Raw genomic sequence first — 12,950 nt, 5'->3', positions numbered from 1 at the left:
TGACAACGGCGAACGAATGAAGAAGAGCAGCGGGACTAGGCGTGCGGGCTGCCGGATGCGGCGGGCAGCCTGAAAGCCGAGCGCTCCTGCGCATCGAGCTGCGCCACCAGCCCGGTCTCCCAGGCCAGGTAGCGGCGCGCGGCTTCCTTGTTGCCGTCGTGGCGGTCGTGCACGAAGAACAGGTAGTCGATACAGTCCGCATCGGCGGGCAGGGCGGGCGTGGCTTCCACCGGAAGTCCGGCGCCGCGCCATGCGGCCATGCCGCCTGCGAGCTGCAGCGGCGCGCGCGAGAGGCCGGCCAGCTCCGACGCCGCGGCCCAGGCCGCGAGCGCATCGTCGTCGGCCACGAGCACGAGCTGGCGCGTTTCGTTCTTCATGTCGTTGGCCAGGCGCGGGCGTATCGACCAGCGCGCCTCTGGAATATGGCCGACACGGAACTGCATGCTCGGGCGCAGGTCGATCAGCGCCACGTCGCCCTGCGCGAGGCGGGCGGACAGCGCCTGCGCATCGATCGTCGACAGCGCAGGCGCGGGCTCGGGTGGCGCAGCGGCGGGCGCGAGCGACAGCCCACTCGCGAGCCCACCTTCGAGCACGCTCGCCTCGTGGCCCATCTGCCGCAGCCAGTGCGCAATGGTGGGTGCACGCACGCCGTCGTTGTCGAAGAGCACGAGCCGCGCGCCGCGCACGCCGACGTACTGGTCGCCGGCCTGCATCAATTGCCCGCCGGGCGTGTGCTGCGCGCCGGTCAGCGTGCCGGCCGCGAATTCCTCGGGCGTGCGCACGTCGCAGAGAAACAGGCTGCGGCTTGCATCGCCGGCCCATTGGCGCACGGTCTGCGCGCTGACCGTGGGTACGCCGAAGCGTTCGGCCAGCGCCTTCGCGGCCGGCCGAAGATCGGTGTTGCCGCTGTCCGCCGCATAGCGCCGCGTGCCGCCGTGCTCCAGCGCGTGGTCATTCAGGTACCAGCCCTGCGTGCCGTTCTCCAGCGCATAGACGGGGTTGGGCAGGCCCAGGTTGATGAGCGTCTGCGCGCCGATGATGCTGCGCGTGCGGCCCGCGCAATTGATGACGATGGGCGTGGTGGTGTCGGGCACCAGCCGGCGCACGCGGTAGGCGAGTTCGCCGTTGGGGCAGCAGGTGGCCGTGGGGATGTTCATCTTGTGGAACTCGCTCACCGGCCGGCCGTCGAGCACCGCCACCTTCTCCTTGCGCGCCAGCATCTCGGCCAGCTGGTCGGCGCTCACGCGGGGCGTGTGATAGACCTCTTCGGCCAGCTCGCCGAAGGTCTTCGAAGGCAGGTTGACGCCCGCGAAGAGCGCATGACCCGCGGCCTTCCAGGCGCGGGTGCCGCCCTGCAGCACATGCGCGCCGGTGTAGCCCAGCGCAGCAAGCCGGCGGGCGGCGCGCTCGGCTACGTCGTAGTCGCCGTCGTCATACACGACCACGCGCACGCTGCGGCGTGGCACGAGGCGGGGCGCATCGAGTTCGAGCCGGCTGAAGGGCAGGGGGATGCCGTAGAACAGATGCGCCTCGCCGTACTGGCCGTGCTCGCGAACGTCGAGCAGCGCGATCTCGCCGCCGTCGTGCAGCCAGGATTTGAGGGTCTTCGGGTCGATGAAAGAGGTCATGGGAAGCAAGCCGTTGAGACGTACACGGTCCTGCGAGGCCGCGCTCTGCACGGCTCGCATGAAAGAAGACGAGGTTGAAAGAGGGGCCTAGCGGCGCGTCTGCACGCCGATGCCCATCGTCTGGTACGTGCCGGCCGCCAGGTCGTACGCAGTGCGCTGGTTCAGCGTTTCGAGCGCGCGGCCGTACATGTGCAGATGCCGAATGACCTGCACGCCCTGGATCTCGACCGAGTGGATGTCCTCGGGCATCAGCGCGATGCCCTTGCCGGGCTCGACCACGACCAGCGCGGTTTCCTCGAGCTTGCCGACACCCGGCACCGAGCCGTCGTCGCGACGCTCGTACACGCGGTTGTGCTCGGTGCCTTCCACCGCGGCAATGCAGGCCCAGGTGGTGTGGTTGTGCGGCACGATCTTCTTGCCCGGCCGCATCACGTTGAGGTAGAGCGCGTAGCTCTGGTCCGGGTCCTCGGCAATCAGGTAGCGGGCCTGGTGCTCGCCGGCCTCGGGCGCAGGAAAGTCGGCGGCGCCCCAGTAGTCGGTGCGCGCGGCCAGCCCTTGCAGCGCGTCGAGCACCGCATCGAGCTTTTCGCGGGTCGGTTCAGCGCCGCCAATGGCTTTCTTCATCCGGGCGATGGACGCGGCGACCGCCTCGCGGCGTGGGTTGGACAGGGTGCTCATGCAGGGTTCTCCAGTGGGGATGCTTGTCTTGGCGTGCATTCACTGTAGTGACCGGGGCGTGACCCGACAATGCAGCCGGCGCACGAAATACATCAATAAAATTAATGTATGCCCACGCTCGATCTTGAACTGCTGCGCTCCTTCGCGGCCGTCGTCAGCCACCACAGCTTTGCCGCGGCGGCCGTGCACCTGGGGCGCACGCAGTCGGCCATCACGCAGCAGATGCAGCGGCTCGAAGAGCAGGTGGGCCACCCGCTGTTCGCCAAGCAGGGCCGGCAGAAGCGCCTCACCGAGCATGGCGAACGGCTCCTGACCTATGCGCACCACCTGCTCGCGCTCAACGACGAGGCGCTGCGCAGCCTCCGGCAGGGCGAGCTCGAAGGCAACCTGCGCATCGGCGCGCCGCACGACGTGGCCGAGACCATGCTGCCGCTGCTGCTGACCGAGGTGGCGCGCACTTCTCCGCTGCTGCAACTCGATATCCATATCGGCCGCAGCCCCTACCTCATGACTTCGCTCAAGAGCGGCGAGGTCGACATGATCATCTCCAACCGCGCCGATCCGCAGTTCGATGGCGTGGTGCTGCGCAATTCGCCGACCGTGTGGCTCTGTGCCGCGAGCTACGTGCACGATCCGGCCAAGCCGGTGCCGCTGATCATGGCGGATGGCCCGAGCATCTTTCGCCGCATCGGCCACGAGGCGCTCGATGCCGCGGGCGTGGCCTGGACACCGCGCTACACCTCGTCGAGCCTGATCGGCATCAAGGCCGCATTGCGCGCCGGCCTCGGCGTGACGGCGCGCGGCGTGGAGCAGCTCGACGCGGGCCTGCGCGTGCTGGGCGCGGGCGACGGCATGCCGCGCCTGCCCGACCTGGCCTACTACCTGTACGTGCGCAGCCACGTGGTGAACCCGGTCACGCGGCAGGTGTTCGAGACATTGAAGAAGCACCTGCGGCTGCCGCGCACCGACATGCCGGCCTGAAGCGCTAGGTGGCCCAGATGCGCGGCGAGCTCGCGGGCAATTGCCAGAGTTCGGCGCGCCATGCCTGCCACACCTGCCGCAGCAGTTGCATCGCGGGCTCGACCACCGGCGCGAGCACGCGCAACACGACAATCTCCGCATGCGGGCTCGTCGCGCCGGCGCTTTCCTGCAGGCCGTGCGCATCGATGGCCTCGCGCGCGAGCGCAAGCAGCGTCTCGCGCCGCGCCCGCGCGGCCGGCGTGCCCGACACGAAGAACAGCGACGCGATGCAGCGATGCCCGCCGAAGCCCAGCGGGCTTTGCAGCAGCCGCTCGTCGGCCGCGTCGATACGCCCGCGCTCCAGCCAGACGCCGGGCACTTCGATGTGCTGCAGATAGGTGCCGCGCTCGAAAGGCTGATTGGCGTTGGGCAACCCGAGCGCGGTCACGTCCCACCCGATCATCTCGGCGCCGGGTTCGGCTTCGATGGTGAGCCGGTTCTCGGCCCGGCAGCCGCTGTAGCAGATGGCCTCCAGCGGCAGCCACTCGAGCCGTGCACCCTTGGCAAGCCGGATGCGCGTGCGCTGCAGCGCCAGCTCGCCTTCGGAGCGATAGAAGCGCGAAGCGCCCGGCGTGGTGATCAGCCCGTGGCTTCCGTCTGCCGCCTCGATGTCGATGTCCAGCGTGTCGCCGCCCACCAGCCCGCCCGGCGGATGCACCAGCACGTTGTGGCAGATCGCATCTCCCTCGGGGTAAAGACTCTGCAGAATCCGCAGCGGCCCGTCATGGCGAAAACGCGCAACGCTGCGAGCGGATTCCTGTCGATAGTCGAGATGAAGATGGGCGTGCCAAGACATCCCCGGAGTCTAGTCGGGCCTCTGTCCCTCCTTTTATTTCCAGGCGCCGTCGTGCGCGGCGCTGGCTTCGTCGAGCAGCGCGGGGCCAATGCACTCGATAGGGTGCGGAGACGCGCGGAACACGTCGCGGCACGACAGCTCCGCGTCGCGCTGGTCTTGCCGCTCGCCGCGAAAGACACGCAGCCGCTCGGCATCGATGCCGAACACCACGCGGCCGATGTTCGACCAGAAGATGGCGCCCGCGCACATCACGCAGGGTTCGCCCGATGCATAGATGGTGGCGCCTGCGAGTTCCTCGCGCGTGAGGTCGCGCCCCGCGAGCGCGCGCAGCGCGTTCACTTCCGCGTGCGCGGTGCAGTCGCCGGTTTCGGCGTTGCTGTTGCCGGCTTCGGCCAGCACTTCGCCCGCGGCCGAGACGATGACCGAGCCGAAAGGCCGGTTGCCGCGGCGCCGTGCCGCATGCGACCAGACGATGGCCTTGCGAAGGTAGCGCCCATCGCGCTCGTCGAGCGTGATTTCTTCGGGGAACGAGGTGTCGGTGTTGCTGAAGTTCATGCCTTGAATCATGTCTTGGGGAGGATGCGTTCGCTCCGCGATGGCAGCATCGAAGTGTTGAAGATGGCGTCGGACGCGGGCTTGACCTTGAGGCCGAATACGTCGACCACTTCGTCGACCTGCTGCTCGAGCGTGAGCTTCTTGATGTCGCCCAGGCCATGGCTTCGTGTGTCTGCGGCGCCCACATATTGCGCCGTGACACCCCAGCGTTCAAGCTCAATCCTTTCGTCGAGAATGGGTTCGCGCTGGCGCATGGCCGCAATGCTGGGCGCCGGGTTGGCAAAGGTCTCGACAATGGCGCGGTTCGTGGCGCGCAGAAAGGCCGCAACCACCTTGGGGTTCTGCGCAATGAGGTTGCTGCTCGCGAGAATGGCGTTGCCATACAGGTCGACGCCCGCGTCCGCATACTTGAGCACCGACAGCTCTTCGGGCTTCATGCGCGCGAAGAGCGACACGGCGGAGTCATGAAAGTAAGTGGCTGCATCGACATCGCCGCGCACCATCACGTTGTCGCGCGCACTGAAATCGGTGGTCTGCCACTGGAATGCATCGCTGCGCATGCCCTGCTTGCGCGCCACCATCGGCCATGCGCGGCGGGTCGATTCAACGGCTGCCGCCGCCACCTTCTTGCCCGCAAGGCTCTTGAAATCATTCGTCACGCCGCGGTCCTTGCGGCCGATGATCACGAAGGGTGCGCGGTTGTAGTACTGGTACACGGCCTGCACCATCGGGGTGCCGGGGTTCTGCGCATTGAATTCGACCAGCGAGCTGATATCGCCCAGGCCCATTTGATAAACACCGCTCGCAATGCGCGTGATCGAGGCGACCGAACCGGCGCCGGTGTCGATGGTCACGTCCAGGCCCTCGTCCCTGTAGTAGCCCTTGCTGTGCGCGAGGAAGAACGGCGCGGTCTGCCCGTTGATGCGGAAGTCGAGCGTGAACTTGAGCGGGGTCGGCTTGCCGCCGCCTTGGGCGAAGACAGCGGGAGCGGCAAGAGTGGCGGCGGCACTGGCCGCAAGAAAGAATCGACGTTGCATGTGGGGCCTCGGAATCCTCGGGTCTTGAATCCTCCCGCGCAGGGCGGAAGGCACTTCAAGAGCAATTTCCGGGCGAGCGCACAACGGTGGTGCGTGCGCTGCTGAACGCTTCTACTCTTGAGGGCATTCATGCAGGACCCATGCCAAGCTGCATGCCGGGCACATCAAGACCGAGGGCTTGGAAAGGACTTGGAAAAGAGGTTGGAAGATGGGCCGGCCCGCGGCACAATGCGGGCGCGCAATTTGCATGGCAAGTGGCGCAGAGTAGAAGCGTTCAGCCCCCGCGGCAGGAAATTGCTCTTTCAGGTTCGTTCGTACCCACGCGCAACAACAGAAGGAGTCCACGCATGCTCGTTACCCAACAACCCGTCTTCCGCAAGTTCTGGCACGCCGTCATGCCGCTTGCCGAACTGGCCCATGGCCCCAAGCCCTTCACGCTGCTGGGTGAAGACATCGTGCTGTTCATCGATGCCGACGGCCAACCCGCCGCACTACGCGACCGCTGCTGCCATCGCACCGCCAAACTTTCGAAGGGCTGGTGCGTCGATGGCGAAGGAAAAGCCTGCGGGCAGGGTGCCATTCAATGCGGCTACCACGGCTGGACCTACGACCGCAGCGGGCAGGTGATCCGCATTCCCCAGTACGAGGCCGACCGCAAGATATCGCCGGAATACAAGACCACCGCCTACCGCTGCACCGCGCGATACGGCTACGCATGGGTGGCGCTCGAAGAACCCCTTGCCGACATTCCGGCGATTCCGGAATTCGGCGATGCGGGCTACCGCACCATCCTCCAGTTCTACGAAGAGTGGCAGACCAGCCCGATGCGCGCGCTCGAAAACTCGTTCGACAACTCGCATTTCAGCTTTGTGCATCGCGCGACTTTCGGCGTGGCGGCGAGCCCGAAGCCGAGCAAGTACGAACTGGTGGAAAACGAGGGCGGCTTCCACGCAGAGACGGTGATCGAGGCGGCCAACCCGGTCAAGTTTCACGCCATCAGCGGCGTGACCGACCCGATCACCACGCGCCACATGCGCAACGCCTACTTTTTGCCGTTCTCGCGCCGGCTCGACATCGAATACCCGGGCGGCGTGCGGCACATCATCATCAACTGCTTCACGCCCATCGACGACGGCCGCATGCAGTTGTGCCAATGGCTGTTCCGCAACGACACCGAAGCCGATTGCACGGCGCAGATGCTCATCGACTTCGACGAGGCGGTGACGCGCGAGGACAAGGACATTCTCGAATCGACCGACCCCGATGCGCTGGTCGATACGCGCCGGCGCGGCGTCGAGTATTCGATGGAATCGGACCGGCCCGGCATGCTGATTCGCAAGCACCTGATGCAGCTGCTTGCGAAGCACGGCGAAGCCGAGGTCTATCGCGGCATGAACAACGCGGCGATTCCTATCGCAAAGGCCGCCTGAGCGGCCCCTGCATCAAGCGGGGGCTGCCGCCGCCGTCGGGGCCGGCCGCAGTGTGCGCGACGAGCCGCGCTCGTAGCGGTCCATCGCCAATCCGTCGGTGCGGATCTCCGGACGCTGGCCGGTCACGATGTCGGAGATGAGCTTGCCCGAGCCGCAGGCCATGGTCCAGCCGAGGGTGCCGTGGCCGGTGTTGAGGAACAGGTTCGCATAGCGCGTGGCGCCGACGATGGGCGTGCTGTCGGGCGTCATGGGACGCAGGCCGGTCCAGAAGCTTGCGCGCGGCAGGTCGCCGCCGGGGAACAGGTCGCTCACCACTTTTTCGAGCGTGGCGCGGCGGTGCGGGTTCAGGCGCAGGTCGAAGCCGCCGAGCTCGGCCATGCCGCCCACGCGAATGCGATTCTCGAAGCGCGTGACAGCCACCTTGTAGGTCTCGTCGAGCACCGTCGATTGCGGCGCGAGCGCCTCGTCGACCAGGGGCACGGTCAGCGAGTAGCCCTTGACGGGATACACCGGAATGTCGAGCCCCAGCGAAGCGATGGCGGCGCGCGAATAGCTGCCGAAGGCCATCACGTAGCGGTCGGCGGTGATGATCTTGCCGGCGCCGGTGCGCACGCCCGTGATGCGGTCGCCCGCCATCTCGAGGCCCTCGACCGTCTGGCCGAAGCGGAAGTCGACACCCAGGCCGCGCGCGATGTCGGCCAGGCCGCGGGTGAACAGGTGGCAGTCGCCGGTTTCGTCGTTCGGCAGGCGCAGGCCGCCCGTGAGCCGGTCGCGCGCGCCGGCCAGCGCGGGCTCGACGCGTGCGAGCGCATCGCGGTCGAGCAGTTCGTAGGGCACGCCGCATTCCTCGAGCACCGCGATGTCGCGCTGCACCGCGTCGAGCTGCGCCTGCGTGCGGAACAGCTGCAGCGTGCCGCCGGTGCGGTGTTCGTATTGCAGGCCGGTTTCCGCGCGCAATTGCTGCAGGCAGCCGCGGCTGTATTCGGCCACGCGCATCATGCGTTCCTTGTTGACCGCGTAGCGCTCGGGCGAGCAGTTGCGCAGCATCGCGGCCATCCAGCGCAGCTGGAACAGCGTGCCGTCGGGGCGAATCGACAGCGGCGCATGCTTCTGGAACATCCACTTGATGGCCTTCAGCGGGATGCCCGGCGCGGCCCACGGCGTCGAGTAGCCGGGCGACACCTGCCCGGCGTTGCCGAAGCTGGTTTCCTCGGCGGGGCCGGCCTGCCGGTCGAGCAGCGTGACATCGGCACCCGAGCGCGCGAGGTAGTAGGCCGTCGTGGTGCCGATCACGCCGCCGCCGAGAACGATGACTTTCATGGGTATTTACGCGAATGAAGGTGAATACATGAAATCTAAAGCGCACAATGCAGTGGATTCCATCGTTTTGAAGGAATTTGCAGTGAAATTCCCTGAAAACTTCCGTTCCGCGCCCCGCGAGAAGTGAAATGCCCGAACTCGATCGCATCGACCGCAAGATCCTCGACCTGCTGCAGCGCCAGGGCCGCATTTCCATGACCGAATTGGCCGAGCGCATCGGCCTTTCGGCATCGCCTTGCGCCGAGCGTGTGAAGCGCATGGAGCGCGAGGGCGTCATCAGCGGCTACCACGCGCACGTGTCTCCCGAGGCGCTGGGCAAGACGCTGCTGGTGTTCGTCGAAATCAAGCTTTCGGCCAAGTCGGGCGACGTGTTCGACAAGGTGCGCAAGGAGTTGCTGCACATGCCCGAGGTGCTCGAATGCCACCTGGTCTCAGGCAGCTTCGATTACCTGGTGAAGGCGCGCCTGAGCGGCATGAGCGAGTACCGGCACCTGCTGGGCGACATTCTCAAGAAGCTGCCCGTGGCGGCCGAGTCGCACAGCTACGTGGTGATGGAAGAAATCAAGGAAACGCTGATGCTCGCGGTCGACCGCTGAGTACCGGCGCCGCTCAGCGCGCGGCGCCCGCGCGCTTGGCGTAGCGGTCGCCCCAATCGGCCAGCGGCCCGAGCGCCGCATTGAGCGACGCGCCGAGTTTGGTCTCGGAGTACTCCACCCGCGGCGGCACCTCGTGGAACACCTCGCGGTGCACGATGCCGTCCGCCTCCAGCTCGCGCAGCTGCTGGATCAGCATCTTCTCGCTGATGTCGGGCAACAGCCGCCGCAGTTCGCCGAAGCGGCGCGCCTGCACGTGAAGCTCCCACAGGATGACCGCCTTCCATTTGCCGCCGATGACTTCGAACGCGGGGCCGATGCCGCAGGAGTAGGGTTTCTGGGCTTTCATCTGTCGATCCTTCTGCCGGTTCAATACATACATTTTGGTAAGTACCTCACTTTATTGTAGGTACTTGACCATCGGAGAGTGAGATTCCTACGATGCAGGCCTCTTCACAACTCGCGAACGATCTGCCATGAGCAACAAGGAAATCACCGTACTGGGCCTGGGATCGATGGGCGTGACCATCGCACGGCTGTTCCTCGACAAGGGGTACAAGGTCACTGTCTGGAACCGCACGGCGGACAAGGCCGCTCCGCTGACGAGTCGGGGTGCCGTGCTCGCACGCAGCGCCGCCGAGGCCCTGCGCGCGAGCCCGGTGGCCGTGATGTGCGTGTACGACTACCGCGCGGCCGACGCCATTCTTGGCACGCCGGGCGTGGCCGCCGCGCTGGATGGCCGCCTGCTGGTGCAGCTCACGACCGGCAGCCCGCAGGACGCGCGCGACGCCGAGGCATGGGCGCACCGCCAAGGCGCAACCTACCTCGAAGGCGCCATACAGGCGGCGCCCGACCAGATGGGGCAGCCCGATACGCCCATCCTCATGTCGGGCGCCGAGCCCGTCTTTCGCGCGGCCGAGCCACTACTGGGCGTGCTGGGCGGCGGCATCGTGTACCTGGGCGAAAAGGCCAGCGCCGCCGCGGCCATGGACCTGGCCACGCTGTCGACCATCTACGGAACGCTGCTCGGTTTTCTGCATGGCGCGCGCGTGGCCGAGCACGAAGGCTTCGACGTGGCGGAATACGGCCGCATCGTGGCCGGCATCATGCCGACCTTCGCGGGTTTTCTGCAGCACGAAGGCAGTGTCATCCAGTCGGGCGACTTCGCGATCTCGCAAAGTCCGATGCGCATATCGGTGGAAGCGACCCAGCGCATCCTGCAAACCGCGCAGCAGGCCGGCATCAACACCGAATTTCCGGCGTTCGCGGCAGGGTTGTTCAGGCGTGCCGACGCGGCGGGGCTGGGCGGAGAGGAGCTGGCGGCGCTGATCAAGCTCCTGCGCGGCTGAAGGGCTTGCAAAGGGCCTGAAAAGGGCCAAAAGGCCGCGTCAAGCTGGAAAAAGTGTGAACAATTACACTACGACCCGCTTTACAGGACACTTTAATGAAGTGGGTCATTCTCGCCATCTTCGCGCTCAGCGCGCTCTACGTTCACTTCCGCGGCCAGGTCCGGCATCGTTTTTTCAGACAGCTTTCTGATCATTCGACCTTCCTGGCGCCGTTGAACGCCTTCATGTACATCTTCTCGAAGGTGCCGAGCACGCCGTACCTGTCGCCTGCCCGGTTCCCCGAAATGCGGGTGCTCGAAGAGAACTGGGAAGTCATTCGCGAAGAGGCGCTGGCCATGCGCAGTGGCGGCAGCATCAAGGCCTCGAGCCAGTTCAACGACGTGGGCTTCAACTCTTTCTTCAAGAGCGGCTGGAAGCGCTTCTATCTCAAGTGGTACGACGAGGCGCATCCCTCGGCCGCCGTGCTGTGCCCGCGCACCACCGAACTGCTCAAGGGCATCGGCACCATCAAGGCCGCCATGTTCGCCGAGCTGCCGCCGGGCAGCCGCCTGGTGCGCCACCGCGACCCCTTTGCCGGTTCGCTGCGCTACCACCTGGGCCTGTGGACGCCGGGCGTGGAGGGCTGCTACATCGACGTGGACGGCCAGCGCTACCACTGGCGCGACGGCGAGGCCGTGGTGTTCGATGAAACCTACATCCACTACGCCGAGAACACGACCGATCACGACCGCGTGATCCTGTTCTGCGACATCGAGCGCCCGCTGAAGTACCGCTGGGCCAGCGCGGTGAACCGCTGGTTCGCCAAGAACCTGCTCGCCGCCGCCAGCTCGCCCAACGAGGCAGGCGACAAGACCGGCGGCATCAACCGCGCGTTCAAGTACATCTACCAGATCCGCGTCATCGGCAAGCGGCTCAAGGCCTGGGACAAGCGGGCCTACTACCTCGTGAAGTGGTCGATCTTCGGCGGCCTTGCGCTCTGGATCTTCTGGTAAGGCGCTATCCTGTCCTTTGCCGCGCGGTGCCTGGCCACCGCTGCCTGCCCATGTCCCTTGCAGACAAAGACCTGCCCGCTCCGGTCGACCTTGCCAGCGCCCAGGCGCTGATCGCGGCCGTTCAGTCCGAAGCTGCTGCGCAGCGGCTCGCCCTGCGCATGCCGCCGCCCGAGCCCACCACCTGCTGCGGACGCGGCTGCAACGGCTGCGTGTGGGAAGGCTGGCTGGCGGCAGTGGCCTACTGGCGCGACGAGGCCACGCTGCTGCTGGCCTAGCGCTACCTAACGCCCTAACGCGCTTCCCAGAAGCCGCGGTGCGTGGCGATCATTTCTTCCGCCACCTCGGGCACCGGGCCGATCACTTCGATCTTCTTCTGCCCGCGAGCGAACACTTCTCGGCAGGGCAGGCTCAGCGTCGGGTTCTCGGGGTGGTCGCCCGTAAGCGCGAGCAGGGCGCTTTCCTCCGCGCCGTAGACGATGCGGCCGATGTGGGCCCAGTAGCTGGTGCCCGCGCACATGGCGCAGGGCTCGAAGGTCGTCACCAGCGTGCATTGCCACAGGTAATCGGCCGGCCAGTTCTGGGCGGCGTGCCGTGCCAGCGTGGCTTCGGCGTGGTTCACCGTGTCGATGTTGCCCTGCTCGGCGAGGATGGTTTCTCCGCCGGGTGCGACGAGCACGGCGCCGAAAGGGTGGCGGCCCATCGCCATGGCGCGGCGGGCCACTTCGTCGGCACGCCGCAGCGCACGGATGATCTGGTCGCGTGTCATGCGCCGCGCATCATCATTGGTTTTGTGAGCCGCGGTGCGCCCAACCGGTGGTGTGCTTCTCGATCACGCTGAAGAGCTCGTACATCAGCATGGCCATGGCGCCCACCACCATCAGGCCCGCGAAGGCCAGGCCCATCTGCATGGCCGAGCCGGCGGAAATCAGCAGGTAGCCGATACCTTCGTTGGCGGCCGTCATCTCGCTTACCGTGGTGCCGACAAAGGCCAGCGTGATCGCGACCTTGAGCGAGCCGAAGAAGTAGGGCATGGAGCGCGGCAGGCCGATTTTCATGAGCACGTCCCAGCGCTTGGCGCCGAGCACGCGCAGCACGTCTTCCAGCTCGGGCTCGAGCGTGGCAAGGCCGGTCGCGATGTTGACCATGATCGGAAAGAAGCTGATCAGGAAGGCCGTGAGAATCGCCGGCCCGGCACCAATGCCGAACCACACCACGAGGATGGGCACGAACGCCGCCTTGGGCAGCGCGTTGAAGGCCGTCATGAGCGGGTAGATCGCCGCATACGCAATGCGCGAGCTGCCGATCACGAAGCCCAGCAGCACGCCCACCACAATCGCCAGGCCGAAGCCCGCCATCGTGACCCAGAAGGTGCGCCACGCATGGCCCGCGATGATTTCCTTGAACTCCCAGAACTGGTTCCAGATGCGCAGCGGGCTCGGAAAGATGAAGTCCGACACGCCGAAGCCGGCGCAGATCACCTGCCACAGCAGGATCACCGCCACGAGCAGCAGCCAGGGCGACCAGCGTTCGAGTTGCTTGGTGTTCTTCATGG

Annotated in this window: 16 protein-coding genes; 7 read left to right on the top strand and 9 right to left on the bottom strand. The window is 66.4% G+C overall.

Annotated elements, in window-relative coordinates; all coding sequences use genetic code 11:
• Positions 1-35: 35 nt before the first annotated feature.
• Positions 36-1,628, bottom strand: a complete 1,593-nt coding sequence (locus tag ABIC94_RS06515) for a rhodanese-like domain-containing protein (RefSeq protein ID WP_354372221.1) — start codon at positions 1,626-1,628, stop codon at positions 36-38.
• A gap of 87 nt (positions 1,629-1,715) precedes the next feature.
• Positions 1,716-2,306 (bottom strand): mercaptosuccinate dioxygenase, encoded by a 591-nt coding sequence (locus ABIC94_RS06510; RefSeq protein ID WP_354372220.1) that lies wholly within the window; start codon positions 2,304-2,306, stop codon positions 1,716-1,718.
• A gap of 108 nt (positions 2,307-2,414) precedes the next feature.
• Here ABIC94_RS06510 and ABIC94_RS06505 point away from each other — a divergent pair, with 108 nt between their 5' ends.
• Positions 2,415-3,287 (top strand): LysR substrate-binding domain-containing protein, encoded by an 873-nt coding sequence (locus ABIC94_RS06505; protein ID WP_354372219.1) that lies wholly within the window; start codon positions 2,415-2,417, stop codon positions 3,285-3,287.
• 4 nt (positions 3,288-3,291) lie between these two features.
• On the opposite strand, the gene ABIC94_RS06500 is transcribed toward ABIC94_RS06505, so the two are convergent.
• The 3 genes from ABIC94_RS06500 to ABIC94_RS06490 are packed head-to-tail and all read right to left on the bottom strand — an operon-like array spanning position 3,292 to position 5,714.
• Complete coding sequence (locus ABIC94_RS06500; RefSeq protein ID WP_354372218.1) at positions 3,292-4,122, bottom strand: urease accessory protein UreD; 831 nt, start codon at positions 4,120-4,122, stop codon at positions 3,292-3,294.
• Positions 4,123-4,155: 33 nt separating this feature from the next.
• Positions 4,156-4,677 carry a nucleoside deaminase gene (locus ABIC94_RS06495; protein ID WP_354372217.1) on the bottom strand — a complete coding sequence of 174 codons (522 nt, stop codon included), beginning with the start codon at positions 4,675-4,677 and terminating at the stop codon, positions 4,156-4,158.
• Positions 4,678-4,685: 8 nt separating this feature from the next.
• Positions 4,686-5,714: an ABC transporter substrate-binding protein gene (locus ABIC94_RS06490; protein ID WP_354372216.1), complete on the bottom strand. Its 1,029-nt coding sequence runs from the start codon at positions 5,712-5,714 to the stop codon at positions 4,686-4,688.
• A gap of 347 nt (positions 5,715-6,061) precedes the next feature.
• Here ABIC94_RS06490 and ABIC94_RS06485 point away from each other — a divergent pair, with 347 nt between their 5' ends.
• Entirely contained in the window at positions 6,062-7,144 is a 1,083-nt protein-coding gene (locus ABIC94_RS06485) for an aromatic ring-hydroxylating dioxygenase subunit alpha (RefSeq protein WP_354372215.1), read from the top strand.
• A 12-nt stretch (positions 7,145-7,156) separates the two neighbouring features.
• Here the strand turns inward: ABIC94_RS06485 and ABIC94_RS06480 are convergent, their stop codons facing one another.
• The gene (locus ABIC94_RS06480) at positions 7,157-8,464 is read right to left on the bottom strand and encodes a D-amino acid dehydrogenase (RefSeq protein ID WP_354372214.1); all 1,308 of its coding nucleotides are present in this window, start codon (positions 8,462-8,464) and stop codon (positions 7,157-7,159) included.
• On the opposite strand from ABIC94_RS06480, the gene ABIC94_RS06475 reads away from it, so the two are divergent.
• Both ABIC94_RS06475 and ABIC94_RS06470 read left to right on the top strand, forming a co-directional pair.
• Positions 8,463-8,591: a hypothetical protein gene (locus ABIC94_RS06475; protein ID WP_354372213.1), complete on the top strand. Its 129-nt coding sequence runs from the start codon at positions 8,463-8,465 to the stop codon at positions 8,589-8,591. The two genes, ABIC94_RS06480 and ABIC94_RS06475, sit on opposite strands and share 2 nt — an antisense overlap.
• A 1-nt stretch (position 8,592) precedes the next feature.
• On the top strand, positions 8,593-9,060 hold the full coding sequence (locus ABIC94_RS06470) for a winged helix-turn-helix transcriptional regulator (protein ID WP_055803119.1): 468 nt from the start codon (positions 8,593-8,595) through the stop codon (positions 9,058-9,060).
• Between the two features lie 13 nt (positions 9,061-9,073).
• Here the strand turns inward: ABIC94_RS06470 and ABIC94_RS06465 are convergent, their stop codons facing one another.
• Positions 9,074-9,406 (bottom strand): winged helix-turn-helix transcriptional regulator, encoded by a 333-nt coding sequence (locus ABIC94_RS06465; RefSeq protein ID WP_354372212.1) that lies wholly within the window; start codon positions 9,404-9,406, stop codon positions 9,074-9,076.
• Between the two features lie 127 nt (positions 9,407-9,533).
• Between ABIC94_RS06465 and ABIC94_RS06460 the strand changes: the two genes are divergently transcribed.
• From ABIC94_RS06460 to ABIC94_RS06450, 3 genes are all read left to right on the top strand, one after another.
• A complete protein-coding gene (locus ABIC94_RS06460; protein WP_354372211.1) occupies positions 9,534-10,406 on the top strand; it encodes an NAD(P)-dependent oxidoreductase in 873 nt (290 codons plus the stop codon).
• Positions 10,407-10,501: 95 nt separating this feature from the next.
• On the top strand, positions 10,502-11,398 hold the full coding sequence (lpxO, locus tag ABIC94_RS06455; protein ID WP_354372210.1) for a lipid A hydroxylase LpxO: 897 nt from the start codon (positions 10,502-10,504) through the stop codon (positions 11,396-11,398).
• A 50-nt stretch (positions 11,399-11,448) separates the two neighbouring features.
• On the top strand, positions 11,449-11,673 hold the full coding sequence (locus ABIC94_RS06450) for an oxidoreductase-like domain-containing protein (protein WP_354372209.1): 225 nt from the start codon (positions 11,449-11,451) through the stop codon (positions 11,671-11,673).
• A 14-nt stretch (positions 11,674-11,687) separates the two neighbouring features.
• On the opposite strand, the gene ABIC94_RS06445 is transcribed toward ABIC94_RS06450, so the two are convergent.
• Both ABIC94_RS06445 and ABIC94_RS06440 read right to left on the bottom strand, forming a co-directional pair.
• Entirely contained in the window at positions 11,688-12,164 is a 477-nt protein-coding gene (locus ABIC94_RS06445; RefSeq protein ID WP_354372208.1) for a nucleoside deaminase, read from the bottom strand.
• Positions 12,165-12,177: 13 nt separating this feature from the next.
• Entirely contained in the window at positions 12,178-12,948 is a 771-nt protein-coding gene (locus tag ABIC94_RS06440) for an ABC transporter permease (protein ID WP_354372207.1), read from the bottom strand.
• Positions 12,949-12,950: the final 2 nt, after the last annotated feature.

The organism is Variovorax paradoxus, assembly GCF_040544635.1.
Classification (GTDB): domain Bacteria; phylum Pseudomonadota; class Gammaproteobacteria; order Burkholderiales; family Burkholderiaceae_C; genus Variovorax; species Variovorax paradoxus_R.
The sequence above is the reverse complement of the archived record's forward strand: the minus strand, read 5'-3'. Positions and strand labels throughout refer to the sequence as shown.

Excerpts from the sequence above, each read along its gene's own strand:
- ABIC94_RS06440 (WP_354372207.1), bottom strand. The coding sequence starts at position 12,948 with ATGAAGAACACCAAGCAACTCGAACGCTGGTCGCCCTGGCTGCTGCTC.
- ABIC94_RS06445 (WP_354372208.1), bottom strand. The coding sequence starts at position 12,164 with ATGACACGCGACCAGATCATCCGTGCGCTGCGGCGTGCCGACGAAGTG.
- ABIC94_RS06480 (WP_354372214.1), bottom strand. The coding sequence starts at position 8,464 with ATGAAAGTCATCGTTCTCGGCGGCGGCGTGATCGGCACCACGACGGCC.
- lpxO (WP_354372210.1), top strand. The coding sequence starts at position 10,502 with ATGAAGTGGGTCATTCTCGCCATCTTCGCGCTCAGCGCGCTCTACGTT.
- ABIC94_RS06500 (WP_354372218.1), bottom strand. The coding sequence starts at position 4,122 with ATGTCTTGGCACGCCCATCTTCATCTCGACTATCGACAGGAATCCGCT.
- ABIC94_RS06470 (WP_055803119.1), top strand. The coding sequence starts at position 8,593 with ATGCCCGAACTCGATCGCATCGACCGCAAGATCCTCGACCTGCTGCAG.
- ABIC94_RS06490 (WP_354372216.1), bottom strand. The coding sequence starts at position 5,714 with ATGCAACGTCGATTCTTTCTTGCGGCCAGTGCCGCCGCCACTCTTGCC.
- ABIC94_RS06465 (WP_354372212.1), bottom strand. The coding sequence starts at position 9,406 with ATGAAAGCCCAGAAACCCTACTCCTGCGGCATCGGCCCCGCGTTCGAA.
- ABIC94_RS06515 (WP_354372221.1), bottom strand. The coding sequence starts at position 1,628 with ATGACCTCTTTCATCGACCCGAAGACCCTCAAATCCTGGCTGCACGAC.
- ABIC94_RS06450 (WP_354372209.1), top strand. The coding sequence starts at position 11,449 with ATGTCCCTTGCAGACAAAGACCTGCCCGCTCCGGTCGACCTTGCCAGC.
- ABIC94_RS06495 (WP_354372217.1), bottom strand. The coding sequence starts at position 4,677 with ATGAACTTCAGCAACACCGACACCTCGTTCCCCGAAGAAATCACGCTC.
- ABIC94_RS06485 (WP_354372215.1), top strand. The coding sequence starts at position 6,062 with ATGCTCGTTACCCAACAACCCGTCTTCCGCAAGTTCTGGCACGCCGTC.
- ABIC94_RS06505 (WP_354372219.1), top strand. The coding sequence starts at position 2,415 with ATGCCCACGCTCGATCTTGAACTGCTGCGCTCCTTCGCGGCCGTCGTC.
- ABIC94_RS06510 (WP_354372220.1), bottom strand. The coding sequence starts at position 2,306 with ATGAGCACCCTGTCCAACCCACGCCGCGAGGCGGTCGCCGCGTCCATC.
- ABIC94_RS06475 (WP_354372213.1), top strand. The coding sequence starts at position 8,463 with ATGGGTATTTACGCGAATGAAGGTGAATACATGAAATCTAAAGCGCAC.
- ABIC94_RS06460 (WP_354372211.1), top strand. The coding sequence starts at position 9,534 with ATGAGCAACAAGGAAATCACCGTACTGGGCCTGGGATCGATGGGCGTG.